Origin of the sequence: Candidatus Nitrotoga sp. BS, from assembly GCF_927797785.1 — a bacterium.
In the GTDB taxonomy this organism is placed as follows: domain Bacteria; phylum Pseudomonadota; class Gammaproteobacteria; order Burkholderiales; family Gallionellaceae; genus Nitrotoga.
The window spans coordinates 20,710-47,465 of sequence record NZ_CAKMLL010000078.1 but is presented as its reverse complement, the minus strand read 5'-3'; the positions used below and the strand labels follow the sequence as shown (position 1 = coordinate 47,465).

Here is a 26,756-nt window from a genome sequence, read left to right as displayed (position 1 = left end):
CGTTGCACGCATTCCATCTGGGTTTAGCGCCCGTGCTGAATGGTTATAAGTGATGGCCCAAGATTGAAGGTGTCGCAGAGCCGTTTGCAGCTGGCAGTATGAATTTAGAACGTTTACTGTCAGTTGTGCCACCGTTCGGAAGATGTGGGGTTGGATGTCTAAAAGTCGAGAGAAATGAGAAGTGGTCGTTCAAACTGTGATGCAACCCAGCTATTGCTATGGGTAGGGCATGCGGCATTGATAACCAACGTACCTTGCGAATCAAGACATGTATCAATCCGAATCAGGTTAGGGTATTGATATAAAGGGAGGCAAAAGATGGGAATGCAAATATTTTTGACCGAGTGACCTCAAAGTTCTTGACATATTCCGAAGCTGACCCGTAGTATGCAAGCCTGGGTCTGCCGAATTTTAAGTATTGGGTAGGCTCCGTAAATGTCTGTGGCGTAGAAGCTTGATGTGCCTTGACTCTATATCAACTAATCTTGCAAGATTTATATTAAGGAGCTTCTCATGAAAAAAAATGTTATTAGCCTCGCAATCGCTTCCTGTTTTGTATTTGGCGCTTCGTTAGCGCAGGCGCAAGCAATTTCGGCACCTCCGCCGGTAATGGCAGAAGATGCACATCAGCCCTTTACAGGGACTGGTCTGAACACCTCATGGAATTGCTGCAAACAGTATACCGGTCAGTCTGGCATACGTGATCAGCCTTCACATATGAATCCGCCCGGAAAAGTAGTAAATCATCAACAATCTCAAGCCTTTGATATCGATCCCGGTTATAAAAATGATGATGGCAATCGTTTGTCTGATTTCAGACGGGCAACTGCAGTAGTGGCTAATAACGAGCCTACTGACAGTAAAGCATATGGTGCTGGAAAAGATGCTGCAACTACGGGCAACGCTGCTGGATCTGGAGATACATTAGGCGGTAACCATTTCTCTGCAAAATCAGGCCACAATCAGTGGGTTAATAAATAATATTTCATTATTATTAATACTCGTTAAGGCCAGCTTGAAGCTGGCCTTAACGTTTATTACACAGTCCTTAACGTTTATTACACAGTATGGTTGCTAAAGGCAGTGCTAACAAGTATCTTGGTGTCCATTCTGGCAGATATCTGTACCATTACGTTTGCCAGCAAGCAGATAGCTATTCACTAGTATTAAGGCCGTAAACTCCAGGCTGTTTTTTCCAAATCCGCTATAGCGCGCTTTCGTTTTATCCTCCAATAGTTTGATTGCCGTAAAAATGAGCCTGGCTCTGGCTCTGATCTATATTAGCCCGGTTTTTTCTGCGTTTTAACTCATCGAGCTCACCATCGGGTTTACGGGTGCGATAGTAGAAGAAAGAAGGCATGAGTTTCAGGCCTTTTTCTGAGGATCAAATTCTTTTAGTCGGCATATGCTGTCCCCTTATTTCCACAATATCCCTATGCGCGATCATGCTTAAGACCTTCGGTTTTATTGAACAATTCGAGCAGACCAAGGTTTGCAGATTCACGTAAGTTAAATGATCTATTTTGGAAGATTAAATACTTGCTATTTGGGTAGTCGCCCCCTTCATTGCCACGGCGAAATCTATGCTAAATGGGCGGTAACGTTATACCGCAGGCTGCGGTGAGATGCGAGTTGGAGTTTTTGTGAGTTTTCAAATGCGCCCTAAAGTTTACAATCGTGACGCCGTTATAAGTGGCTGTAAGAAGAATATTTTTACGCGGTACAACGCAAAATGATACTTCATGTGGCAACCTGAAATATGTGGAGTGAAGGTGGTAAAAATGGTGGGGTGGTATTTTTTAAAACTAAAAATTTAGATTCCAAGTTCTACTTGTGGAACTAATGAATTTAATCATAGCGCAGCATAGACAATTAAACAATTCAGGGCGAAGTAAAAAATAATTCGAATTAAATTGTTGCTGTGTAATAAACAGTTTCATTTATATAAGGCATGTGGCAAATCATGAAAAATATTTCTATATCAAAAAAATTGATACTGTTACTGGCTCTGCCGCTTATCGGGCTGATTATTTTCGCGGCCATTAATGCTCAACAAAGCTATGTGCAGTGGAGAAGTCTGACGCAAACCGATGTATTGATGAACGTTGCTGTTGCTATAGGTGACGCTACACATAATCTGCAAATTGAACGCGGTGCCACGGCTGGTTTTGTACAGTCCAAGGGCGAGAAATTTTCCAACGAGCTGCCAGGATATCGCGCTGATACGGATCAAAAAATAGGGGTGCTCAAGAGCAGTTATTCACATATGAGTGCGGCCGATATACCCATGTCCCTCCGAACTGCAATGGATGCCGCAATAGGTAAGCTGGATGGTCTTAAAGATAACCGTGACGCAGCTTCGCAGTTCAGAATCCCTGCGGCAGAAGCTGCCGGTTATTACACCAAGACCATTGCAGCTATGCTTGAAATAATGCCAGTGATCTCGGAACAGACTACTGACATGCAAGTTGCCAAACAAATGACGGCGTACCTTGCTTTTCTTTACGCTAAGGAACGTTCCGGGCAAGAGCGCGCGTTAATGGTGCCGGTATTTACTGCCAACAAAATTGAACCAGCGCAGTATCAGTCTTTTATTAGTCAAATCTCTGCTGAGAAGACATATCTGGAAACTTTTGTTAATTACGCGTCAGATGAGGCTCGCGCACTTTACAAAAATAAAATGGCTGGTGCAGCTGTGAATGAAGTGGACGCCATGCGTAAGGTAGTGATAGAAAAAGTAGCTGTGGGTGATTTTGGTGTTGGGCCGGTGAAGTGGTTCGGCAGTATTACCGCCATGATTAATGACATGAAAGATGTTGAGAATCTGCTTGCCGAGCGTATAAGAAAGTCTTCTGATGCCGCTGCAGCGAGAGCCCGCACGTCTTTCATGGGCAGTGCAATTTTCGGATTGCTGTCTATCCTGGTGACCGTGGGGGCGGGAATGTTTATCGTCAAAAGTATTGTGGGTGAATTGTCTTCCTTGCAAAAAACCATTGCCCTTATCCAGAGCGACAATAATCTCACGCACCGCATCGTGGTGGAAGGCAACAATGAAATTGCTGCGACTGGTCATTCCTTCAATCTGCTAATTGGCAGTATGCAGGGAATTATTAATAACGTTATAGAAAGCTCGAAGCAGGTTCGTCTGAGTACGACTCAGCTTGCTACAGCCTCTCAGCAAGTTACAAGAAGCTCGCAGTCGCAGAATGAAGCAGCGGCTTCCACCGCTGCTGCGGTGGAACAGATGACGGTGAGTATTTCAGAAGTGGCGGCGACTGCTACAGATGTGTATAAGCTTTCCGAACAAAGTTTGCAGCAAACCAAGCAAGGTAATCAAAGTACTGAAGTGATGATTCACGAAATTGCCAGCATTGAAAAGGCGGTGAATCAGATTGCGGCATCGGTGGGTGATTTCGTGCAAAGCGCTCGCACAATCGCCAGTATGACTCAGCAGGTTAAGGATATTGCTGATCAAACCAATTTGTTGGCGCTGAATGCTGCGATTGAAGCGGCGCGTGCCGGTGAACAAGGGCGGGGTTTCGCAGTGGTGGCAGACGAAGTTCGCAAATTGGCTGAAAAATCTGCGCAATCGGCCCGTGAAATCGACAAGGTAACCAGCACGCTGGACGTGCAATCCGGCAATGTGGAAAAAGCCATTGAGCATGGTTTGCAGTCGTTGAAATCTACTCAACAACAGATCGGTACTGTATCCACCATGCTGACCGAGGCGGGAACTTCGGTAACCAACGTCAGCAGTGGAGTGAATAGTATTGCAGCGTCGGTCGATGAGCAAAGCAAGGGCAGCCATGAAATTGCTCGTCATGTCGAAAGCATTGCGCAAATGGCTGAAGAGAACTACTCGGCGATCGAACTTGTTGGGCGGGACATAGGACGGTTGGAGAAGCTGGCTGGAGAAATGGAGGCCGCTGTGGCCCACTTTAAGGTGTAATTACTGAAACAATAATGCCGCGCGCTCCTGCGCTACATCTTACAGTTTGTTCACCTCCTTCGTTTTGAAAGAGAGCGAAACTGGGGTGACAAATGTCAGGGAGAGAGGCTTAAAGTAACGAGGTTAGTCATGTCTGAATTGCTTAGAAATATAGATGGGCGCACCAAGCTGGCAGGTACCAACAAGTTGGAGATTCTGATGTTTACGCTTGGCTTGGATAATCGTACCGGCCGCTGCGAAACCTTCGGTATCAATGTATTCAAGGTGCGTGAGGTGATGCGTGTGCCGGCCATTACTCATGCGCCTGAAATGCCTAGTTCAGTAGAAGGTATGGTAAGTCTACGAGGAGTGCTGGTGCCAGTGATTGATCTGGCGAAATACACCGGAGTGCAGACTGACAATAAGCCAGGAATTATGGTGGTCACTGAATACAATGGCCACACTCAGGGTTTCTTGGTCGAGGCAGTGGATACCATTCTGCGTCTTGATTGGGCCTCTATGAGGGTGCCTCCAGAAATGCTTAATGCCCAAATGGGCGGTTTGGTGACTGCCGTCACAGAGCTGGCCGATGGGCGATTGGTGATGATGATGGATGTGGAAAAAGTGTTGGCTGAAACTGGACATTTTAATGATGACCTTGCATTGAAGGCTGTCAAGCCCTTAGGGATGTCTGGTCGCACGGTATTTTTTGCCGATGATTCCGCAGTGGCGCGTAAGCAGATTATTGGTGCACTAGATGCAATGGAGGTGAATCATATTTCTGCTATCAATGGCCGCAAGGCATGGGAAGAATTGCAAAAGATTGCGGGTTACGCCGAAGCGGAGGGAATACCCGTGAGCGATATGGTGCAAGTCATCCTCACCGACGTAGAAATGCCGGAAATGGACGGCTACATGCTGACGCGCATGATCAAGGAAGACAGGCGCTTTTCCAATATCCCGGTGTTGATGCATTCGTCGCTCTCTAGCGATTCCAATCAGCAACTCGGCAAAGCGGTCGGGGTAGATGAGTACGTGCCAAAATTTGAACCACAGAAGCTTTCGCAGACGCTCGCTCGCCTGCTGACCAGAAACGGAAAGGACTGATTATGTCGATTGCCGATTATCAATCACAAGTAGCAGACAGCACGTCTTCGCCCCAGAGTACTGGTGGCCTGTTCGATACGGTGGATGCTAGAACTAATTTGGCTGGTTCTAATAAGATGGAGATACTGTTGTTCTCCCTGGGAACACCAGAAACCTTTGGCATCAATGTATTCAAGGTCAAGGAAGTGTGCCGAGCGATGGAGATTACCAAGACGCCCAACATGCCGGTTGGTGTGGACGGTATTGTGTCACTACGTGGGCATATTCTTCCCGTGCTGACCTTGGCTAAATTTATGGGGCTTGATAGAGCAATGTCTAACGCGCAAGGCACCATGATGGTGGCCGAATATAGTCGACATATTCTCGGTTTTCTAGTGCATGACGTGGATCGTATTATTCGAGTTGACTGGGATAAGGTACGCCCTGCAGACGACCTGTTTTCAGGTAACAAGGATATGATTACCGCGATCACTGAGCTGCCGGATGGCAAGCTCGTTTCTATACTGGATGTCGAACAGGTTCTTGCCACTGCATTTGGTGAGGATGTGGTGGGCGGCGTGGATAAGGTCGAAAATGGCCATGAATTATGTATCTTTTTCGTGGATGACTCGGCAGTAGCGCGTAAGAAAATATCCGAAGTGCTGGATAAGATGGGCGTCAAAAATTTGCAGGCTAACAACGGGCTGGAAGGATGGGAGCGCTTGAAGGGACTGGCCGATACTGCTCAGAACAGTGGTCTCAATCTGCATGATCAGATTCAAGTGGTGCTCGTAGATGCGGAAATGCCGGTAATGGATGGCTACGTGCTGACTCAGCATATCAAGGCGGATAAGCGTTTTGATGGAATTCCGGTGGTTATGCATTCGTCGTTGTCGTCCGAAGCTAACCGCGCTATGGGGAAGCGGGTTGGAGTGGATTATTACGTGCCCAAATTTGATGCGCCGATATTGAGCAATACATTGCGGCCTTTGCTGGCTTAATGCATCTGAATGCATCTGAAAATGGCTATCGGGGTAAGACATAAATGAAAATAATAGAACGTCGTAACACAGTGAACAGTTTTACATTTCCCCCCTGTCCACAGTTTCCCTTAGAACTAAAAGAAACGGGAGGTATATCGTGGTAGATGCAAACATGAAATTTTTGGTGGTAGACGATTTTTCCACAATGCGGCGTATTGTCCGTAACTTGCTCAAGGAGCTTGGTTTCGTCAATGTGCAGGAAGCGGAAGATGGTGTTGATGCGTTAAAAAAACTACGCGGTGATCGTTTTGATTTTGTGGTGTCGGATTGGAATATGCCTAATATGACCGGCATTGATTTGCTTAGAGCCATCCGTGCTGATGCAACACTGAAACACTTGCCAGTATTGATGGTGACCGCTGAGGCCAAGCGCGAAAACATTATTGAGGCGGCACAAGCAGGTGCCAGCGGTTATGTTGTGAAGCCGTTTACTGCTGCCACGCTAGACGAAAAAATGAAGAAAATTTTCCTGACCATGCAAAAGTGAGTGATGCCATGACTAAGAAAGCAGTTGCAGGACAAGATGAAGATGATTTGGAAGCATTATTTGATAGCATTGTCTCGGCGAGCGATGACCGTGAGGGAGAGGTTGACGATACTACAACGCCTTCAGGTAATGGGGTGTTGTCACAAAGTGAGGATGAGAGTAACTCATCGGGCGAAGTGATAAACAAGCTTGGGCAAATGACGCGTAAGTTTCATGACACCCTCCATGAACTAGGTTATGGCAAGGATCTTGACAAAGTCTCAGCTTTCATTCCTGATACTCGTGACCGCCTGAGTTATGTCGTTACCATGACTCAAAATGCTGCTGAACGGGTGCTGAATGCCACTGAGGCCGCACAACCCATAGTGGCAAAGATGGAAGTCGATTCCCAACAGTTGGCGCAGGAATGGCAGATGCTTTTTGATAATAAACTAGATACTGAGCAGTTCAAAAAATTGGCCACGCAAACCCGCGCATTTTTGCTTGAGGTTCCCAATCAAGCGAAGGCTACCAATTCCTACCTGACAGAAATCATGATGGCACAAGATTTTCAGGATTTAACTGGGCAGGTAATCAAAAAAATTGTGGATGTGACGCAACAAATGGAAAAACAGCTTGTGGAGTTGCTGGTTGAGAGTCTTCCATCTTCTAACACGGATAAGCATGCCGGGCTACTGAATGGTCCGGTGATAAATTCGGAAGGTCGCACCGACGTGGTGACCAATCAAAATCAAGTTGACGACTTGCTTGAAAGTATGGGGTTCTAAAATGAACGATTTTGCGGGTATGGAAGAGTTAATGCAGGATTTTTTGACGGAAGCATCTGAGCTGTTGTCTGATGTTGATAGTAAGTTGATTGATTTGGAAAAGCAGCCGCATGATCGCGCCCTGCTCAATATCATTTTCCGTGGCTTCCATACTATTAAGGGTGGCGCCGGATTTCTTAATGCGACGGAGCTGGTCACCCTATGTCATCTCACAGAAAATTTATTTGACAATTTGCGCAATGGTGAGTTGGTTTTGGATGCCGTTCTAATGGACGCAATTTTTGCAGCGACGGGAGAGGTCAGGCAGATGTTTGATGCATTAGCACAATACAGGCAGCCAGAAGCCGCCCCTCCTCACTTGATTGCCACACTGCACGCAGCCCTGAATGGAGAAGTCGTTGTGGTTTCAGCTGTAGCACCGCAGGTGGCTGCGACTGAATCTGCGGCTGATAATCCTCTATCTTCATCAGTGGCTAGTCTAGACTGGAATGTATTGCATCAGGCCTTGGTGGGGTCTTCGTCCGTTCCAGTTCAGGTTGGATCCGGTGCGATATCAGCTTCAGCTGCTGCGACTTCTTCTGTGCCAGCTGCAACACAGGCGCCATTGCCACCTGCTGGCGACAATAAGCCGTCACAGCCAGAATCTAATTCGTTTGGCCGACGTTGTAATGATATTCCAGGCAATAAAGCGCCAGCTGCCGGGCGCCGAGAAAATGAAGCGGGCAAGGATAATACTATTCGTGTCGATACTGACCGTTTGGATCAAGTGCTTAATCTTTCCGGCGAAATTGGATTGACCAAAAATCGCTTGACTCATCTACGCACCGATATTTTGCAAGGGCGATCTGACTCGGCCACTTTGCTCGCATTAGACGAGTCGGTTAGTCAGCTCGATATGCTGGTGGTGAATTTGCAAAATGCAGTTATGAAGACGCGTATGCAACCTATCGGTCGTCTTTTCAATAAGTATCCTCGTTTGGCGCGCGATTTGGCGCGTCAACTTGGTAAGGATGTTGAGTTGGTGTTGTCCGGCGAAGAGACCGAAATCGATAAAACCATGATTGAGGATCTTAACGATCCACTGGTACATTTGATTCGCAATGCGGTGGATCACGGAGTGGAAACTTCTGAACAGCGCGCGGCGGCGGGTAAGACAGAGAAAAGCTTAGTGCACTTAAGCGCTAAACAGGAGGGAGATCACATCATCATAAGAATCACCGATGATGGTAAAGGTATGCGCCCCGAGGTGATTCGCAATAAGGCTATAGACAAGGGATTAATTAGTGCGGAATCTGCGAGTAGTCTGGATGAAGAACAGAGCTTGAGTTTGATTTTGCTCCCAGGGTTTTCAACTAAAGATGAGATTTCTAGTGTCTCCGGTCGTGGGGTTGGAATGGATGTGGTGAAAACCAACATTGAGAAATTGAGTGGCACCATTAGTATCACATCTGTACCGGGTAAGGGTAGTGAGTTCACCATTTCATTGCCACTCACCTTGGCGATCCTGCCAGTATTGCTGCTACGTCTCTGTAATCAATCATTTGCAGTGCCACTATCATTGGTGCGGGAGATTTTATCGGTTCCACCAAATGATTTGCAACAGATAGCCGGTAAAGCCACGATGGTGGTGCGCGGTGAGGTTTTGCCGGTGCTTTCATTGGCTAGTCTGATTGGCTGGGAGCAGACTGACAAACCTGAAGTGGGTGTGCTGATGCAGATCGAAAAAAACAGTTTCATCCTCTCGGCAGATGGCTTTGCTGGACACGATGATGTGGTGATCAAATCATTGGATACTTTCCGGCCCAAGGGTGTGGCAGGTGTGACAATGTCAAGCGAGGGGGAGATTATATTGATCCTGGACATCAAAGAATTGTTTGGTGAGCACCGTAGATGAGGCAGGGGATAATTGAACAAGTCTAAAAGTTGCTGTGAATTAGCATCGTTCGATTGACTTGTTTAATTACCAAGCAATTAGTTGGCAAGCTCATCTAATTCTTGGGATGATCTTTAACGGCTGAAGTCTTGATATAAGGCGAGGGAAATTTATGAACATCGCCCACGTTAACTATCTGTTTAAAAAATAATTGAAGTCACTTATCTAGCCAGATAAATGTTCCCATCCTCCCCGTCACACTATTGCGCCGATAAGAGAAGAAATTCGCATCGTCTGTATAGGTGCACAGGCCACCTCCGTATACTCGCGTAACACCCAATGCATTCAGGCGTAGACTTGCAAGTTGATAGATATCGGCGAACCATTTTCCAGATCTGTCAGGCACGAAGGCAGCAGCGGCTTGCTGGTCTTTGCCAATAAATTCTGCACGCACTTCATCGCCCACTTCAAAAGCTTGTGCACCTATTGCTGGTCCAAGCCAGGCCATGAGCGTACCAGGAGGCACGACGTCCATGGCACGTACGGTGTGTTCAATTACACCGTCGCACAATCCACGCCACCCCGCATGCACTGCGCTGATTACACTGCCTTTATCATTGCATAGTAGTATTGGCAGGCAATCTGCAGTCGTTACTACACACACCGCACCTGGGTGAGTGGATACGGAGGCGTCGGCCTCGGGCCAACATTCTGCCTGTGCCGCATTAGCTACTACTACACCGTGTACTTGCTTGAGCCACACGGGCTCGCTGGGCAGCATTGGTGCCAGCAGCATGCGATTGCGCGCCACGGCTAAAGGTGAGTCACCTACGTTACTGCTGAGATTAAGACTGTCATAGGGAGTAACACTTATCCCGCCGTTGCGTGTGGTTTGTAGTGTTCTGACATTTTTTGGAGCAGGCCAGTCAGGGATAATGTAATGTTCAAGCAGGTTCATTCGATGCGCTCCTGATGTTTTTTAGTAGCTGTGCTAAATCGTTTGGCATTGGGGCGTGCCATTCCAACCATTCACCCGTTATCGGATGTTCTAGTCCGAGTTGAGTCGCGTGCAATGCCTGACGTGGAAAAGCGGCCAAGATGTGGCGTAAATGTGGCGCGCATTTCTGAGCCCCCTTGATGTATACGCAATCTCCAACCAGAGGATGGCGAACATAGGCAAGGTGAACACGGATCTGATGGGTGCGCCCGGTTTCCAGTTTGCAGCGAAGCAATGTGCAGCCGGGGAAGCGTTCCGCAATAGTGTAATGTGTGATTGCGGGTTTGCCGTCTTCCACTATTGCCATTTTGGTGCGCAGTGTAGGATGTCGGCCGATGGGCGCATTAATTGTGCTGCCGCATACCACTTTGTCATATACCAGAGCATAGTATTCGCGCTGAACGCTGCGTGCTTGCAACTGGCGCACCAGCGCCGTTTGTGCGGTAAGTGTTTTTGCAACGACCAGTAGTCCGCTGGTATCCTTATCCAGCCTATGTACAATACCGGCACGCGGTATTTCTGAAAGTTGAGGCGTATGATGGAGTAAGGCGTTGAGCAGTGTGCCATTCCAATTCCCGCTGCCGGGGTGCACTACCAGCCCTGCCCGCTTGTTGATGATGAGAATGCTGTCATCTTCGAAGCAGATGTTTAGCTCGATATCCTCGGCCTGATAAGGTTGCTCGGCAGGATTCGATTGCAACATGACTTTTATTGCTTCGCCACCCCACACCTTTTGTTTGGAAGTGGTTGCTGCACCGTCGAGTTTAACTTGTTGCTGCGTGATCCAGTCTTGCAGGCGGCTACGTGAATACTCTGGTAGCAGCTTGGCTAACACTTGATCAAGGCGCATCCCCGCACATTCATCGGGAACTTTGAACCAAAGTGGTGCGGTCTCCAATGTAAGCGGGCTAGGTATAGAAAGGTTTGCGGTATAATTGGACAATATTTTTTTGGATTCTGCCATGCGCCATAGTTTAACTTTAATTCTGCTGCTCATGCTAACGGCGTGCAGTATTTTTACTACGAAGGACGAAAAATCCGCTTCCGAGAAATTAGAATCCGCAGAGGGAATCTACGCGCAGGCCACGGAGCAGATGAATAATGCCAATTATACTGGTGCCATAAAACTATTCGAGACCTTGCAATCCCGATACCCATACGGCCGTTATGCACAGCAGGCACAGATGGAGACTGCGTACGCATACTACAAGCAAGATGAACCCGAATCAGCACTTTCTGCGGTGGAACGCTTTATTAAGCTGTACCCCAAAAGCTCGCACGTGGATTATGCCTATTATTTGAAAGGATTGGTCAATTTCGACGAAAATCTTGGTCTGTTTGGCGAGGATTTTCAACCACACATGTCAGAGCGTAATCCCAAAGCGCCGCGTGAGGCTTTCGATGCATTTAAGGATCTTGTCACACGTTTTCCTAACAGCAAATATGCAGCTGATTCAAAATTACGTATGCAATACTTGGTTAATGCGCTGGCCCGCCATGAAACACAAATCGCGAGTTATTATTTACGCCGCGGAGCCTATGTGGCTGCTGCCAGCCGTGCTAATGGCGTACTGAATGAATTCCCACAGTCTCCGGCTACACGCGAAGCTCTGCAAATCATGGTGCAGGCCTATGATGCGATGGATCTGGAAGAGTTACGCGATGATTCGCAGCGCGTGCTGGACAAAAACCTTGTGCAAGATGGTGGTCAGCCAGCCGTCAAAAAATCCTCGAAGAATATAAAATCGTGGTGGCACTTTTGGAAATAGGCGGTTCGGCATGTGGCGCATAAGAAATATAGGGTGATTGATGGTCGTATCAATCAGCGCGAGATATATGAAGTCAGCATCAGAATGTCAACGCCAAATAGAAATGTCCGCTTCCCTGTTTTTCCCCCCTACAAAGTTTGCACGCCTCCCATCGTGGGAAGGTTTACCGATAGATTTGTTTCTCGCCGAGTGTGCCGCTACCAGACGACGGTCACTGCCGGTACGATCTTCTAAGCAACGAAGCTGCCGCTGACACGCTGGTTTCTGGCGATGCACTTGCGGACCCAAGCGAAAAACAATGTTGCCGCGCTCGAACTCATGCGCCATCTGGGCGTGAGCTACAAGACCGCTTGGCTGATGAAGCTCAAGCTGCTGCAAGTCATGACTGAGCGCGAATCCTCCCGCGTCCTCGAAGGGCGAGTCTAAATTGACGACGCTTATCTGGGCGGCGAGCGCCCGGGTAGGCGCGGCCGAGGTTCCAGAAACAAAGTCTCCTTCGTTGCGGCTGTGCAGACCACAGAGGACGGCAAGCCGGTCGTAGCTTGCTTCGTCCGCATCCCGTTCACCAAGCAAGCCATCGAAGCCTGGGCCAAGAAGGCGCTGGCGCCTTCCGCTCAAGTACTGTCCGACAGATTGGGATGTGTCCGGGGCGTCACTGCCAGCGGCGCTACGCACTCCGCCATTATTATGAACGGCGGCACGGGTCGGGAAGCGGCGCAACACCCGGCATTCCGCGCCGTGAATACCGTGCTGGGCAATCTGAAATCTGAAACTGTCATTCGGGCAGCTGAGGCATGTAACTAATCAGGTTCATTTATGGCAGACTCTATTTGATATTTGGTTGAGTCAATCGTGCTTGTGCGGTTGTAACAGCTTTGCTACCAAGCTGCTCCAGCCGGTTTGATGCGAGGCACCCGCACCGCGACCGGTGTCGCCATGGAAATACTCATGGAATAAAATGTAGTCTCGGAAGTGCGGGTCTTCCTGAAACTTGTTTTGGTCGCCAAACACCGGTCGCCGCCCTGTACCATTGCGCCTGAACAAGCGCGTCAAACGCAGCGCCAGTTCGTCGGCAACAGCATGAATGGAGAGCATGTTGCCGGATCCAGTAGGATATTCAATTTTAAATTTATCTCCGTAATATTCGGCGAATCGACGCAGGGAGGTGACCAACAGATAGTTAACTGGGAACCAGATCGGCCCGCGCCAGTTGGAATTGCCGCCGAACATTCCCGATTCGGATTCGGCTGGTTGGTAGCTGACGCTCATCGGATTGTCGATGCAGCTGAAGACATAAGGCGTATCTTTATGTGCGCGCGAGAGCGAGCGTATGCCGTAGTCGGAAAGGAATTCGGTCTCGTCCAGCATGCGCCTCAACAATGCTTTCATGCGATGACCGCGAAGCAGTGAGAGGAGATGTCGCTTGCCCCGTCCCTGCTCTTGCCAGCGAGAGACGAGTGCTGCCAACTCGGGACGATATTTCATGAACCATTCCAGCCGTAGTTTGAAACCCGGCAGTCGATCAAGCATCTCCGGCTCGATAATTTCCACGGCATAAAGCGGGATTAGTCCCACCATGGAACGGATCTTGAGCGGCATCATCTTGCTATCAGGGGTGCGCAGCACATCGTAGAAAAATTGATCCTCTTCGTCCCATAGGCCCACACCTTGATCGCCGATGTTGTTCATCGACTGTGCAATGTACAGAAAATGCTCGAAAAACTTGGTGGCAATATCCTCATAGGTAGGGTTGTGCAGCGCTAATTCGAGTGAAATACGCATCAGATTGAGTGCATACATGGCCATCCAGCTGGTGCCATCGGCTTGATTGATATAACCACCGGTGGGTAGTGGCGCACTGCGGTCAAACACGCCGATGTTATCCAAACCGAGGAAACCGCCCTGAAACACGTTGTGCCCATCGATATCCTTGCGGTTGACCCACCAGGTAAAGTTCAGCAGCAGCATGTGCAGCTCACGCTCAAGAAAATCGAGGTCACCGCTGCTGTTGTTGGCATCGCTCTCGGCCTTGTACACTTCCCACACTGCCCATGCATGCACTGGCGGGTTCACGTCGCCAAAAGCCCATTCGTACGCGGGAATCTGCCCGTTTGGGTGCATGTACCAGACACGCGTCATTAACAGTAGTTGGTTCTTGGCGAATACCGGATCAATTTCCGCCAAAGTGACACAATGGAAAGCCAGATCCCACGCGGCATACCAAGGATATTCCCACTTGTCCGGCATCGAAATAATATCTTCGTTGTTCAGATGTTGCCACTCACTGTTGCGTCCGTGACGGCGTTCGGGCGGTGGTGATGGCATATTCGGATCGCCTTTCTGCCATTTCGGGATATCAAAATGGTAAAACTGTTTGCTCCAGATCATGCCGGCATAGGCTTGGCGTTGAATCAGGCGCGCATCTTCGTCAGCAAGATCGGCTTGCAGTACGGCATAGAACTCGTCAGCTTCAGCTTGGCGCAAATTAAAAATAGAATCAAAATCCTTGAAAGGGCGCCTTTTTACTGCGCGGGTGAGCCGCAAGCGCACTTCAACCTTCCCATGTGCCGGTACTGTAAAAACGAAGTGTCCAGCCCCTTTGGTGCCGCTTTTCAGTGGATTGACGGCGTGAGGGTTGCCGTGAATGATATGCTCGTGAAAAGCATCCTTGAAATAGCCTTTTCCTTCATTACCGTACAGGCGTTGTACGTTGGTCTCGTTATCGCAGAATAGCAATTCCGTCGCACCATCGAAGTGGCAGTAATAGGTGCCCAATTTTGGGTGCTGCAACAAAATAGATTCCTGTTTAGAGGCTGACATTTCCGGCTTCTCGATTTTTCCTTCCCATATCCATTCGTTCCTGAACCATAGCTGCGGCAGGACATGCAGTGGTGCGTCGTCGGGGCCGCGATTGTGTGCGGTAACCCGCATCAGGATATCGTGCGGGTCTGCTTTGGCGTATTCCACAAACACATCGAAATAGCGGTCGTCGGTAAAGACGCCGGTATCGATCAGTTCGAATTCCGGCATGTCCTTGCCACGGCGCCCGTTTTCCTCCACCAGCCAGGTGTAGGGATACGCCTGCTGGGGATATTTGTAGAGCATCTTCAGATAAGAATGAGTCGGTGTTGCATCCAGGTAGTAATACAGCTCCTTGACATCTTCGCCGTGGTTACCCTCATTGTTAGTCAAACCGAACAGGCGCTCTTTCAGAATCGGATCGTGCTCATTCCACAATGCCAGCCCCAGACACAAATGCTGATATTTGTCGCTGATCCCGGCGATGCCATCTTCCCCCCAACGATAGGCGCGACTGCGTGCCTGATCGTGGCTGAAATATTCCCAGGCTTCGCCGTGCGGGCTGTAATCCTCCCGGACCGTTCCCCATTGGCGTTCACTCAAGTAAGGGCCCCATCTGGACCATTCCGGCTTATCTTTATCGCGCGCGAGGAGTCGTTTCTTTTCTTTGCTGAGGGGCACGGCTCGTTTGGTCTGATTTTTTGGGTGTGAGGTGCGTGGAGTCGATGCGATAGTCATGTTGATTTCCCTTTTCCAATTGAGGCAATCATATACCGGTTACGATTACTGTCATGTAAATCCAGCCATGCGCGCAGCACTTCCGAAACACTCCATGCCTGGGCAAAGCAACCGCGCGGTGCGTATGGTGGTTCGGCATCGAATATCTCGCTGATACTGCCGACACAGGCCTCGCCAAGGTGCAGCCCCAGTGGCTCAAGAAAAGAGCGTGCCTTGTCTGCATCGCGATAGACGCGGTAGTGCGCATCCACGAATGGCCCGATGAACCAGGCCCAAACGGTACCCTGGTGATAAGCCGCGTCACGTTGCTTGGGATTGCCATGATAGTAGGGCACGTAGCCGTGCTGGCCAGGTGCCAGGCTGCGCAATCCGTGAGAGGTCAACAACTGGCCTGCGCAGACATCCACAACAGCTTTTTGCTGCTTCTTGTCTAACGGACTATTGGGCAGCGCTACCGCGAGTATCTGGTTCGGGCGCAGGCGCGGATCGACCTTTCGTCCAGCAGAATCAGAACCGGAATCATCTTCAGGCCCGTCGATTACATCATACAAATAGCTTTGTTCGTTATTCCAGAAACGCTGGAAGCTTGAACGCACGTGCGCCGCCGCTTTGCGATATTCGTCAGCCAGTTTTTTCTTACCCAACTGTTTGCTCAAATCGGCCATGATAGCCAGCGCGTTGTACCAAAGCGCATTGACTTCAACAGGCTTGCCGATGCGCGGCGTCACGACCCAATCACCGATCTTGGCATCCATCCAGGTAAGTTGCGCACCATCCACACCGGCAGCCAGCAAGCCATCCATAACATCGACCTTGATACCATAGCGAGTGCCTTTGCGATGATATGCGATGATATCGACGAGTATCGGATAGAGCTCTTTTGCCAGAGCGATATCGCCGCTGCGCCTGGTATATTGATCTACTGCGTGGAAATACCACAGTGTCGCATCGACTGTGTTGTATTCCGGTGTTTCGTCATACTCGGGGAAGCGATTCGGTAACATACCCTCGTTGATGTGCGTAGCAAATGTGCGCAAGATGCTGGCGGCCATATCAAAACGCTGTAATGCCAAGGTCAGACCGGGCAATGAGATCATGGTGTCGCGACCCCAATCGCCGAACCATGGATAACCGGCGATGATGGTTTTACCTGTTGGACGGCCATCATGGTAACGATCGACAATAAATTGGTCGGTGGCCAGTGCCAGCTGCTTTATCCAGTGCGGCGCACCAGCGGGAAGCACGGCCAACAGCGCTTGCGAAGACTCGTGAATTTGTGCACTGACAACAGCAAATTTTTTAGGTGCAGCCGATTCGGCAGAAATTACACAAGTCGCATCCTGACCCTCACCGAGGGTTAAGGTAAAACGACCCGGACAGAATAGATCTTCGCTGTCGTCCATTCCACGCGCGGCCTCCATTCGGTGTTTGAAATTCCAGTACCAGGCGGGATCAGCAACAAACTTGGCGCCATTGCAGATTACGCGGTAGGGGCGTGCGTCCTGGAATGCATGTACTTTGAAGCCATTCCTTATCTCGCTGATAGGCATATCCCAACCCCCATGGCTGTGGCTGTGGTAATTTCGGTATGTGCACAAAGGCGTCAGTTCGAATTCGAGTGTGTCACTCGCACGCAAAACACGGAAATGCAGATAGGTGGTGTTCTGCCCAGGTGCCATCAGCACACGTTTTTCGATCAACGCGTCTGCCAGCGCGTAATGCCACACCGGGACGGTGCCATCTAGAAAAAATGATTCGAGGTGAAGGTATCCGTGCGGCGTTACCGTACCGTCAACGAACTCATTACAGGAGAGGGGATAGGTTTTGCCCCCATAACACACTGTTGCATCCACTTTCGCTACCAGCAAGATGCGTCCTGTCGGAGGCGACAACGCGGCCATAAGCAGGCCATGGTAGCGGCGCGTATTCAGATCGCCGACCGTGCCGGAAGCGTATCCTCCCATGCCGTTGGTGACCAGCCATTCATGTTCGCCTGCCCGTTCAAAATTCCCACAAACATCCCGTCCCAGTTGAAGGGGTGTCTCGTTCATTGCGTTAAGTGACATTGATTGGATCAATTTTTTACCCCTCTTCGAAGCAGACATGGATCGGCTGAGTTAAATTTTCAGACACAAAAGTATAGTCTACCCAAACAGTAAAACCTTACGGGCGATATCGCAACGGGATGGTTACTCGACGTAAAAAGTCTTGCTTAGGCACATGATTAGCCCATTGCTCGTCAATACGGCGATGATCTAAAGCCAGCCGTGCATGTAGGCGAAGGAAACATCGGAACGGAATGCGAAAATCATTGGCAATCATATCGAGTCTCATCAGAATGCCACTAAGTTGTAGATTCGCACGGGGGTGTTGTTTTGGCTGGCGGCAAGAGCCGGTTGACGGGGTGATGAGGGATGTCACAGTAAAAAAATATGCGTCGCCCGTTGCATTGGCACGTCGGTGGCGCATGTATTTATTCCCTTGTGTTGTTGGGCTTCATTTCATTCTGTCCAACCAACCGCGCTAGTGCAACTAGGGACCAAAAATTAGGCAGGCGCTTTGTACCCTTCACTCTGCCTTGATAATTTCAGGTTTTGATAATTTTTATCGATAAGGCTTCCAGCTTGTCATCAGACACTTCATCCTCAACCCATATCAATTTTTCATCTTTTGCAACCATGCCGGTCGCGACCAGCCATCCGGCGGTTTTGTCGACAACGCCGTTTTTGGCATCATCGAGATCTACCGGATGGACCCCATAAGACAGGGACAGGAGGTTATTCGTTTTTTCATCGCCGCCATGCGACAGTATCCAGCACTCGGGTCTGAATCTGGAAATCAGACAGGGCGCGGCTCTGCCTTGCGAATGAGTCAGGATGTAACGCACATTCAACGCATCAGCGGATTCAACCGCATTCAGTGTGACGATATCTTCCACGGTGGCGTTGCCGGAATTCGCAGCCGCTCGGAAGTAGGTAGGTAAGTCAGCTAGCGCTCGGGCGGCTTTCTCCTCTCGCTCGGTGGATATGGCAATCTTGACGATCATTTCAACCGTTTCGGCGGGGTAACGTCCGATAGCTGTCTCTTCGGACAGCATCACCGCGTCCGTGCCGTCCAGAATGGCGTTGGCCACGTCGGAAACCTCGGCACGGGTCGGGCGAATGTTCTCGGTCATGGACATCAGCATCTGGGTCGCTGTTATTACTGGCCGCCCCAGAAGATTCGCCTTGTGGATCAACTTTTTTTGCACGGTCGGCACTTCCTGCAACGGGATCTGTACCCCCAGGTCGCCACGGGCAATCATGATCGCATCCGCTACAGAGAGAATGCCATCGATATTTTCAACGGCTTCGGCGCGCTCGATCTTGGCAACCACATACGCGGAGCCCCCCTTTTTTTGCGCAAATTCCTTGACCTTCAATATATCAGCGGCGCTCTGTACAAAGGAAACACAGAAAGCATCTACTCCTTCCTGCAGGGCAAAGTCGACGAACGCGAGATCGGCTTGCGACACCACTTCAGCCTTAATTTTCACGCCGGGGATGCTCAGTCCTTTGTGGGAAAGGAGCGGACCGTTGATAACCGTCCGACAGAATATATTTTCACCCGATACCTTTTCCACCCGGAGTTGTATGAAGCCGTCATTGAGAAAAATAAGGTCTCCCGCAGTCACGGTTTCTGGTAGTCGCTTGTAGGCAACCGGTATTTGGTTGGGGGCATCTGCAAGGCTTTTGGTCGTCAAAACGACCTCCTCCCCCTTTTCCAATAGAAGCGGCTCTTCCAGGAGCTGACCGATGCGCATCTTAGGACCGGGAAGATCCGCCATAATCAGGCAATGCTGCTGAAGCTTTGCCGCAACGGTTCGGATGCACCGAATATCTTCCCGGTGCCCCTGCTGGGTACCGTGAGCAAAATTGAGCCGCGCCACATTCATGCCCAACCCCATCAGCTGCTCCAGGACGGCCTCTGAACGGGAGGCCGGGCCTATCGTACACACGATCTTGGTTTTGTGGGTCGGTAATCTCATGGTCGTTGCTCCTTGCTGTTTATTGATATTGACATGGTGGGTCTAATCCGAATGCCACTAAGTTAAGCCGCTTTAGCATTGTATCGGCCTCTATATTTTGTCTCGTTCATTTCATGCCTTGGAGCGGTTAATAATTGAAATGATTTGGGCCTGCGTTTTACTGCTCTGGGTTCACTGCTTGGACACTGCCCTTAAAACTGATTCGGCGTACCGGCTCTCCGGCCTGTTGTGCTGCTTCAGCCATGAGATAAGAATTTTTCAGGTGATCGTGTTGATACTGCTGATGAGTTTTGAATACACCAAAGCACAAATGCACTAGTTTCTGCATTACGGCACCGAGGAAGGACATTTTGGACTTGCCTCGGGCAAGCAGGCGTTCATAAACAGGCGAGACTGTCGACGCAAAATAGGAAATAATGAATAATTATCCCAACTTATTGTATTAATTAATTTATTGCACGCTGCATCTCAAATTCGTACGTTTTATATGTCGTGTTTTTTCCATAACGCGATCCCCAGAGGCTGCTCGCCAACTGGGACGGATTGAATCTTATTGCGCGTAAGATCTATGACGCTAATACCATCCCAGCCTTCCGTAAAACTATTTCCGCCAGTTAGATAGGCTAACTTTCCATCGTCGCTAAGCACAATTTGTTCATGGTCACCATGTAACGGAGTATGTGTTTCCTGCCCATCGCGCAGATTAATACGACTAAGTACGGCTGCACCGCTAACCTCGCCAGCAGGACCTGTGCCCACAACAAACAGCGTAGAAGCATCGTTGCTCAATGCAACACCGTGCTGATGTGTTTGAGCAGACAGAGGAATTTGTGTTTGCGCTCCCGTCTTCGGGTTCAACTGAATTAGAGTGCGGCCTTGTATCGGCAACAAGAGATGTCCCTGTGTGTTAATTGCGGCATAGTGTGGTTTAGCAAACCCACCATATCCGAGCGGTGCCACGTCAAAGACCCGCAATGAACGGTCGCTCAATTTATAAGCGGTCACTGAATACGAATCGTGGTCAATGCTATAAATCTCGTGGCCATCGTTGCTGAATAACACCTGAAAGGGCCGAATACCTATCGGCACACTGGCCGTGACGGTTTGTGATTGCGTCGAGATGATCTCCAACTGCCCGGCGCGATTGCCGCGATTGACGCCAACGGCCACCGTTTTTCCGTCTGAAGAAACAGCGATACCCATGCCACCTTGCCGATACTCGCCCCATTGCGCACCGGTCAATGAACTTTGGTACGGTATCAGTGCGGTGCGCAGACGCGAACGAATGTCAACAACCGCAACGCCTTCAGCGGTGGCAACATAGGCATGGCCATCCTGGCTAATGGCAACTCCGTATGGGGCACGTCCTACTTTTACCCGCGCGATGACACCTTTTTCTGGGTCCACATAAGCCAAGTGATGGGCCTTGAATTGGCTGACAAGTAACACGTCAGAATTCGACGTTGTGGACTCGTCGCTGGCATGCACACTACCAACCCAACTCAAGGCGATGACGAGCACTAAGTTATGGAGCCAGCCTTGACGGGCTGATTCCATTTGCTTTTGTTGTTGCTCGCGCATTACTTTGCGCCGATCTGTTGCAGACCGTGCGTCGCGCAGGCTTCATCCAGATTTCCGCCCGGTGCGCCACCTACTCCTATGCCGCCGACGCGTTGACCATCAATCATAATAGGCAAGCCTCCGGCAAGAATCACCATTCTGGAGTCCATGTTACGCAAACCGTTAAGCGCGGGGTTTTCTGCGATGGCGTTAGCCAAGCGCGCTGTTGGCTGTCCCATGCTGGCGGATGTAAACGCCTTGCCTAAGCTGCTGCCTATGGTATGAGGGCCCGCTGCCGGGTTGCGCATCTGGGTAACAAGTACCCCGCTACGGTCGACCACGGCGACACTGACAGCATAGCCATCCTGACGACATTGTTGTAAAGTCGACATCGCAATTTTCTGGGCCAATTCCAGCGTTAGCTGAGGGGTTGCAGCCGGAGTGGCCGGTTTATCTTCTGCGTAGGCAGAATGACCGAAGCCAATTGCACTGAACAAAGTGATGATTGCTAGAGTTCGGACACTTTTTTTAACGCCAAATTCATGAGCTGTTTTCATTTTACTTTTCCTTTTGATGTCATCGAATATTCGACGGAGAAAGTTTAGTTGTTCTGGTATGATTTGTAAAATGAATAGTAATGATTCAAGTATTCACGAAATCAATAATAACTCGACACTCCGTCGGATTGATCTCAATTTATTGTTGATTTTTGATGTGCTAATGCAAGAGAAAAATGTATCTCTGGCTGCCGAGCGTGTCTTTCTAAGTCAGTCAGCCATGAGTAATGCACTGAAACGATTACGCGAGATGCTTGATGACCCCATACTGGTGCGCGGTGCCAAGGGGATGCAACCAACGCCGCGCGCCCTTGCTTTGGAAGCGCCAGTGCGCTCCATCCTGCAACAAGTGGTTCGCACCATACAGCCCGCACAGCCCTTCGAACCAGACACCTCGCGGGCGCGATTCATTATTGGTATGAATGACTACAGTGAGAATGTCGTGCTACCGGCATTAGCTGCGTGCCTACGCCAGTCAGCGCCAAATGTTGAACTTGTTGTGCATACGCTGACAGCTGAGGACCCCGAACCATTATTGGAAACTGGTCAGCTCAGTTTCATCATTGGCGTGGAGAAGTACAGCAAGGTTTCCGCGCGATTGCGCTCTGAAAATTGGATCAGTGATCGGCTGGTTTGCCTGGTCAGCCAGAACCATTCGTTGGCAGCAAGTCAGCATTTAAACCTCAAACAATTCGGGGAATTACGTCATGTTTATCCCTCGCCCATCGGTTTGCGTACGAATATTGTGGAAACCTGGCTTGCCGAGCAGGGGTTACAAAGATCCATCGCAGTGACCACGCGAAATTATTGGGTAGCGGCACAAATTATCAGTGGAAGCGACTACTTACTGAGTGTTCCATTTCGCGTCGCGACTAAGCTAATGAACCATTTTCCCCTGTGCCTCCTTGAGCCGCCTAAAGGGTTTCCAGACTTTCGGTTAAATCTCACCTGGCATCCTTTATATGAAAGCGATCCCGAGACTCAGTGGATATTAAATCAAGTGCGTAAATTATTTTAAGCCGTGGTCATATTTTGGATCTCCGGACATAAGCAGGCTAGATTTGACACTTTCCTAGTTGATGCAGATTGTTGATGTATGGATCTGCCAGAGTAGCTGCTGCAGCGGAGTCTATGTCCCTCGTTAGCAAAAGCGCTCTTGTGCCGTTGTCATAAATTTTTCATAAAAACTTCATTGCTTCGTCACACTCCGTCTTTATCCTCTCGGTTCATTACAACACAGACCGGAGGAAATTATGTTCAAACCCGTTGCGACTACTATGCTGCTGCTCGCCGCAGTATCCTTTCATGCCCATGCCGCCGACCTGGTGAAGATCGATGGCTCCAGCACCGTGTTCCCCATCACCGAGGCCATGGCCGAGGAATTTCAGAAGGCCGAGAGAGGCAAGACACAGGTGACGGTCGGCATCTCCGGCACCGGCGGAGGCTTCAAGAAATTCTGCCGTGGCGAGACAGATATCTCCGACGCTTCGCGCCCGATCAAGGATTCAGAGAAAAAACTGTGTGTCGAAAACGGCGTCGAGTTCATTGAGTTGCCCGCCGCGCTGGATGCGCTGACCGTGGTTGTCAATCCCAAGAATACCTGGGTAGATCACTTGACCGTGGAAGAACTGAAGAAGGCGTGGGAACCTGCCGCCCAGGGCAAGATCACCAACTGGAACCAGATCCGTCCCGGCTTTCCCAATCGTCCGTTGGTTCTGTTTGGTGCCGGCACTGATTCCGGCACCTATGACTACTTTGTTGAGGCCATCGTCGAAGGCAAGTCCAGCCGTGGCGATTTCACTGCCAGCGAGGATGACAACATGCTGGTGCAGGGCGTGGCCAACGACATCAATGCCATGGGCTTTTTCGGCTTGGCCTACTACGAGGAAAACAAGGGCAAGCTGAAGGCCGTGCCCATCTCCTGGAAGGGCAGCAAACCGGTGTTGCCTTCGGTGGCAAATGCCAAGAACGCCAGCTATCAGCCGCTGTCACGCCCCATCTTCATCTATGTGAGCAAAAAATCCATCGAGAGCAAGCCGCATGTAGACCGCTTTGTCCAGTTTTATATGGACAAGCGGCACGCCGCGGCTCTGGTGAAGGAAGTTGGTTACGTGCCGTTGCCGGATAAGGCATATGCCGCAGCCTTGGAAAAATCCAGGAAGCGCGTCACCGGTACTGTGTTCCACGGCGCCGAAGTGGGTGTGGGCATCGAGGAACTGATGGCACGCAAGCCGAAATAAGGGGTAAGTCATCATCATGCGGAGCGGCGATAGTCGCCCCGCTTGGTTTTTCTCTCGGTGACCAGCAGTATTGGAGAGGACGGTATGCAGGGACCGTCAGTTGAGAAAAATGTGTGCATACATGGAGGTTAAGTTTTATGACTTCAATCACGACATCGGCTGACCGCGATAGCGGCATGCCACTATACGGCGGTGCCGACGCGCGCTTTTTGCGCCGTCGTGCGCTCTGGAACCGCGTCGCCAGTTATCTGCTGTTCCTTGCCGCCGCCGCCTCGGTTTTGGTGACGGTGGGCATTGTCTATGTATTGATCCGTGATTCCCTGCCGTTTTTCGCCAAGGTTTCTCTGCTGGAGTTCCTTACCGATACTCAGTGGACGCCGGTATTCGAGAATGCCCGCTTCGGTGTCATGACCCTGGTGTCGGCCACCCTGACGGTGGCGGGTATCGCCTTGGCGGTGGCTATCCCGGCCGGGCTGGGGCTGGCAATCTATCTCAGTGAATATGCTCGTCCTACAGTGCGCGAGGCGGTCAAACCCCTGCTAGAACTGCTGGAGGGCGTGCCGACGGTAGTGTACGGCTTCTTCGCACTGCTGTTCGTGACGCCACTGTTACAGACCTTCATTCCCGGCCTGTCGGGCTTCAACCTGCTGGCGCCGGGGCTGGTGATGGGCATCATGATCCTGCCCTATACCGCCTCGGTGAGCGAGGACGCCATGCGCGCCGTGCCCATGGGTCTGCGTGAGGCTGGTTACGCCCTGGGCTATTCGCGCTTTCGCGTCGCCGCCAAGGTGGTTATTCCCGCCGCGCTGTCTGGCATAACGGCGGCTTTCATTCTGGGTATGTCACGTGCTGTGGGCGAGACTATGGTGGTGGCCATCGCCGCCGGGCAGAATCCAAATTTTGGTTTCAACCCGCTGGAAGGCGCTTCCACCATCACCGCCTATATTGTGCAGATGGCCATGGGCGATCTGCCGCACGATTCCATCGCCTATCATTCGGTGTTTGCCGCAGGGTTGGCCCTGTTCGTTATCACCCTGTCATTCAACCTGGTCGGCTTCTTCCTGCGCCGGCGCTTCCGCGAGGTGTACTGATGGCGACTACCGACATAACGCACGACTCATTGGCCCGGATTATCGCCGCCAACCGCCGCACTGACGTGGTGATGGCCAGCATCGGTATCCTGGTGTTGATGGTGGCCGGTACCCTGCTCGGGGCGGTGTTCATCGATCTGCTGGCAAGCGGCTGGGAACGTCTGGTCAATCCCGATTTCTATACCAACTTCCCGTCACGCCGTCCAGCGCAGGCCGGGATTATTTCCGCCGTCGTCGGCACCAGCCTGGTGATGCTGGTGACGGCGGTGATCGCGGTTCCGCTGGGCGTGGCGGCGGGCTTGTATCTGGAGGAGTACGCGGCGAAGAACTGGTTGACGGACCTTATCGAGATCAATGTCAGCAACCTCGCCGGGGTGCCGTCTATCATCTACGGCCTGTTGGCGCTGGGTCTCTTCGTCTACGGCTTCGGCACCGGCGAGACCATCCTCACCGCCGGGCTGACGCTAGCACTTTTGATTCTTCCGGTAATCATCGTTGCCACCCGCGAGGCAGTGCGCAGTATTCCGCAGGACTTGCGCGAGGCAGCTTACGGCCTCGGCGCCGACAAGTGGCAGACAGTGCGCCTGTACGTGCTGCCGGCGGCGCGTCCGGGCATCCTCACCGGCGTCATCGTCGGGCTGGCGCGCGCCATCGGTGAGGCGGCGCCGGTGATCACCATTGGAGCGCTGACCTTCATCGCCTTCCTGCCGCCGGCGCCGCTGCAAATCGAATCGCCGTTCATCAATTTCGACTGGCTTACCAGTCCGTTTACGGTCATGCCTATCCAGATGTTTAACTGGGTGTCGCGGCCGCAGGCGGAATTCCACATCAATGCTGCTGCCACCGGCGTGGTGCTGATGGTGATGACCCTGGCGATGAATGCCCTGGCCATCTATATCCGCCTGCGCCTGCGCAGACTCCAACGCTAACCGGAATCGAGTTTAATTATGCAACGACAATTGAATACACTCATGAATGAGCAATTTGACGACATCCCAGCGCCGCTGGGGGAGGCATCACCCGCGACCGAACTGCGCGCCGAAGTGCGCAATCTGGATTTCTGGTACGGCGATACCCAGGCCCTGAAAGGCGTGAATCTACGGGTGGCGGATCGCAAGGTAACGGCGATGATCGGGCCCTCAGGCTGTGGCAAGAGCACATTGCTGCGTTGTTTTAACCGCATGCACGATCTGTATCCGGGAAACAGTTACGGTGGTGAGATCCGCCTGTTTCCCGAAGACCGCAACCTCATTGAGATGGACCCGGGTCTGGTTCGACTGCGTATCGGCATGGTATTTCAGAAACCCAACCCGTTTCCAAAATCCATTTTCGAGAATGTCGCCGCCGGGCTGCGAGTGCGGGGCATTAACGCCAAAAAACCCCTCGATGAACGTGTCGAACAGGCCCTGCAGGGCGCCGCGCTGTGGGATGAGGTGAAGGATCGACTGCAGGAATCCGCCTACGGCCTGTCCGGCGGCCAACAGCAGCGGCTGTGTATTGCCCGTGCCCTGGCGCCGCAACCGGATATCCTGTTGCTCGACGAGCCCACTTCGGCGCTGGATCCAATCGCAACAGCTAAGATCGAGGATTTACTCACCAAGCTGCATAAAAGCGTGACGGTGATTATCGTTACCCACAACATGCAGCAGGCGGCGCGTATCTCCAACTACACGGCTTACATGCATATGGGCAAGCTGGTGGAATACGGTGTAACGGATGATCTGTTCACCGCGCCCCGGGAACAGATGACCAGCGATTACATCACCGGCCGTTTCGGCTGATCGCCATCTTTAA

At 50.9% G+C, this 26,756-nt stretch carries 22 protein-coding genes and 1 pseudogene; 14 read left to right on the top strand and 9 right to left on the bottom strand.

What is annotated here, in order from left to right; translation table 11 throughout:
- The first annotated feature begins 513 nt into the window (after nt 1-513).
- The 7 genes from MJ769_RS10295 to MJ769_RS10265 all read left to right on the top strand — a co-directional run bounded on the left by MJ769_RS10295 (nt 514) and on the right by MJ769_RS10265 (nt 9,205).
- Complete coding sequence (locus MJ769_RS10295; protein ID WP_239236925.1) at nt 514-981, top strand: hypothetical protein; 468 nt, start codon at nt 514-516, stop codon at nt 979-981.
- A 982-nt stretch (nt 982-1,963) separates the two neighbouring features.
- Nucleotides 1,964-3,949, top strand: a complete 1,986-nt coding sequence (locus tag MJ769_RS10290; protein ID WP_239236924.1) for a methyl-accepting chemotaxis protein — start codon at nt 1,964-1,966, stop codon at nt 3,947-3,949.
- 129 nt (nt 3,950-4,078) lie between these two features.
- On the top strand, nt 4,079-5,035 hold the full coding sequence (locus tag MJ769_RS10285) for a chemotaxis protein (RefSeq protein ID WP_239236923.1): 957 nt from the start codon (nt 4,079-4,081) through the stop codon (nt 5,033-5,035).
- A gap of 116 nt (nt 5,036-5,151) precedes the next feature.
- Entirely contained in the window at nt 5,152-6,015 is an 864-nt protein-coding gene (locus MJ769_RS10280; protein ID WP_239236955.1) for a chemotaxis protein, read from the top strand.
- 154 nt (nt 6,016-6,169) lie between these two features.
- On the top strand, nt 6,170-6,544 hold the full coding sequence (gene cheY, locus MJ769_RS10275) for a chemotaxis response regulator CheY (protein WP_445083090.1): 375 nt from the start codon (nt 6,170-6,172) through the stop codon (nt 6,542-6,544).
- An 8-nt stretch (nt 6,545-6,552) separates the two neighbouring features.
- Nucleotides 6,553-7,311: a protein phosphatase CheZ gene (gene cheZ, locus MJ769_RS10270; protein ID WP_239236921.1), complete on the top strand. Its 759-nt coding sequence runs from the start codon at nt 6,553-6,555 to the stop codon at nt 7,309-7,311.
- Between the two features lies 1 nt (nt 7,312).
- Nucleotides 7,313-9,205 carry a chemotaxis protein CheA gene (locus tag MJ769_RS10265; protein WP_239236920.1) on the top strand — a complete coding sequence of 631 codons (1,893 nt, stop codon included), beginning with the start codon at nt 7,313-7,315 and terminating at the stop codon, nt 9,203-9,205.
- Between the two features lie 196 nt (nt 9,206-9,401).
- On the opposite strand, the gene pgeF is transcribed toward MJ769_RS10265, so the two are convergent.
- Nucleotides 9,402-10,142, bottom strand: a complete 741-nt coding sequence (gene pgeF / locus MJ769_RS10260; RefSeq protein ID WP_239236919.1) for a peptidoglycan editing factor PgeF — start codon at nt 10,140-10,142, stop codon at nt 9,402-9,404.
- A complete protein-coding gene (rluD, locus tag MJ769_RS10255; RefSeq protein ID WP_239236918.1) occupies nt 10,129-11,145 on the bottom strand; it encodes a 23S rRNA pseudouridine(1911/1915/1917) synthase RluD in 1,017 nt (338 codons plus the stop codon). The genes pgeF and rluD overlap by 14 nt, the downstream gene beginning before the upstream one ends.
- Between rluD and MJ769_RS10250 the strand changes: the two genes are divergently transcribed.
- Together MJ769_RS10250 and MJ769_RS10245 are read left to right on the top strand one after the other, a co-directional pair.
- Nucleotides 11,144-11,950, top strand: coding sequence for an outer membrane protein assembly factor BamD (locus MJ769_RS10250; protein ID WP_239236917.1), 807 nt, complete (start codon nt 11,144-11,146; stop codon nt 11,948-11,950). The two genes, rluD and MJ769_RS10250, sit on opposite strands and share 2 nt — an antisense overlap.
- A gap of 192 nt (nt 11,951-12,142) precedes the next feature.
- Nucleotides 12,143-12,718, top strand: a pseudogene (locus MJ769_RS10245) (IS1595 family transposase); the annotation flags it as partial.
- A 78-nt stretch (nt 12,719-12,796) separates the two neighbouring features.
- Here the strand turns inward: MJ769_RS10245 and MJ769_RS10240 are convergent.
- The 7 genes from MJ769_RS10240 to MJ769_RS10210 form a co-directional block, all read right to left on the bottom strand.
- Nucleotides 12,797-15,487, bottom strand: coding sequence for an MGH1-like glycoside hydrolase domain-containing protein (locus tag MJ769_RS10240; protein ID WP_239236916.1), 2,691 nt, complete (start codon nt 15,485-15,487; stop codon nt 12,797-12,799).
- Nucleotides 15,484-17,553, bottom strand: a complete 2,070-nt coding sequence (locus tag MJ769_RS10235) for an amylo-alpha-1,6-glucosidase (RefSeq protein ID WP_239236915.1) — start codon at nt 17,551-17,553, stop codon at nt 15,484-15,486. Before MJ769_RS10235 ends, MJ769_RS10240 begins: the two co-directional genes overlap by 4 nt.
- 97 nt (nt 17,554-17,650) lie before the next feature.
- Nucleotides 17,651-17,956, bottom strand: coding sequence for a hypothetical protein (locus MJ769_RS10230; RefSeq protein WP_239236914.1), 306 nt, complete (start codon nt 17,954-17,956; stop codon nt 17,651-17,653).
- A gap of 118 nt (nt 17,957-18,074) precedes the next feature.
- Nucleotides 18,075-19,514: a pyruvate kinase gene (gene pyk, locus MJ769_RS10225; protein WP_239236913.1), complete on the bottom strand. Its 1,440-nt coding sequence runs from the start codon at nt 19,512-19,514 to the stop codon at nt 18,075-18,077.
- A 157-nt stretch (nt 19,515-19,671) separates the two neighbouring features.
- A complete protein-coding gene (locus tag MJ769_RS10220) occupies nt 19,672-19,842 on the bottom strand; it encodes a hypothetical protein (RefSeq protein WP_239236912.1) in 171 nt (56 codons plus the stop codon).
- Between the two features lie 155 nt (nt 19,843-19,997).
- A complete protein-coding gene (locus MJ769_RS10215) occupies nt 19,998-21,095 on the bottom strand; it encodes a YncE family protein (protein WP_239236911.1) in 1,098 nt (365 codons plus the stop codon).
- Nucleotides 21,095-21,631, bottom strand: coding sequence for a GlcG/HbpS family heme-binding protein (locus MJ769_RS10210; RefSeq protein ID WP_239236910.1), 537 nt, complete (start codon nt 21,629-21,631; stop codon nt 21,095-21,097). Before MJ769_RS10210 ends, MJ769_RS10215 begins: the two co-directional genes overlap by 1 nt.
- Nucleotides 21,632-21,701: 70 nt before the next feature.
- Between MJ769_RS10210 and MJ769_RS10205 the strand changes: the two genes are divergently transcribed.
- The 5 genes from MJ769_RS10205 to pstB all read left to right on the top strand — a co-directional run bounded on the left by MJ769_RS10205 (nt 21,702) and on the right by pstB (nt 26,743).
- Nucleotides 21,702-22,649: a LysR family transcriptional regulator gene (locus tag MJ769_RS10205; RefSeq protein ID WP_239236909.1), complete on the top strand. Its 948-nt coding sequence runs from the start codon at nt 21,702-21,704 to the stop codon at nt 22,647-22,649.
- A 235-nt stretch (nt 22,650-22,884) separates the two neighbouring features.
- Entirely contained in the window at nt 22,885-23,871 is a 987-nt protein-coding gene (locus MJ769_RS10200; protein WP_445083089.1) for a PstS family phosphate ABC transporter substrate-binding protein, read from the top strand.
- Between the two features lie 176 nt (nt 23,872-24,047).
- Nucleotides 24,048-24,962 carry a phosphate ABC transporter permease subunit PstC gene (pstC, locus tag MJ769_RS10195; protein WP_239236953.1) on the top strand — a complete coding sequence of 305 codons (915 nt, stop codon included), beginning with the start codon at nt 24,048-24,050 and terminating at the stop codon, nt 24,960-24,962.
- Nucleotides 24,962-25,891, top strand: a complete 930-nt coding sequence (gene pstA, locus MJ769_RS10190) for a phosphate ABC transporter permease PstA (protein ID WP_239236908.1) — start codon at nt 24,962-24,964, stop codon at nt 25,889-25,891. The genes pstC and pstA overlap by 1 nt, the downstream gene beginning before the upstream one ends.
- A gap of 42 nt (nt 25,892-25,933) precedes the next feature.
- On the top strand, nt 25,934-26,743 hold the full coding sequence (gene pstB, locus MJ769_RS10185) for a phosphate ABC transporter ATP-binding protein PstB (RefSeq protein ID WP_239236952.1): 810 nt from the start codon (nt 25,934-25,936) through the stop codon (nt 26,741-26,743).
- Nucleotides 26,744-26,756 lie beyond the last annotated feature (13 nt).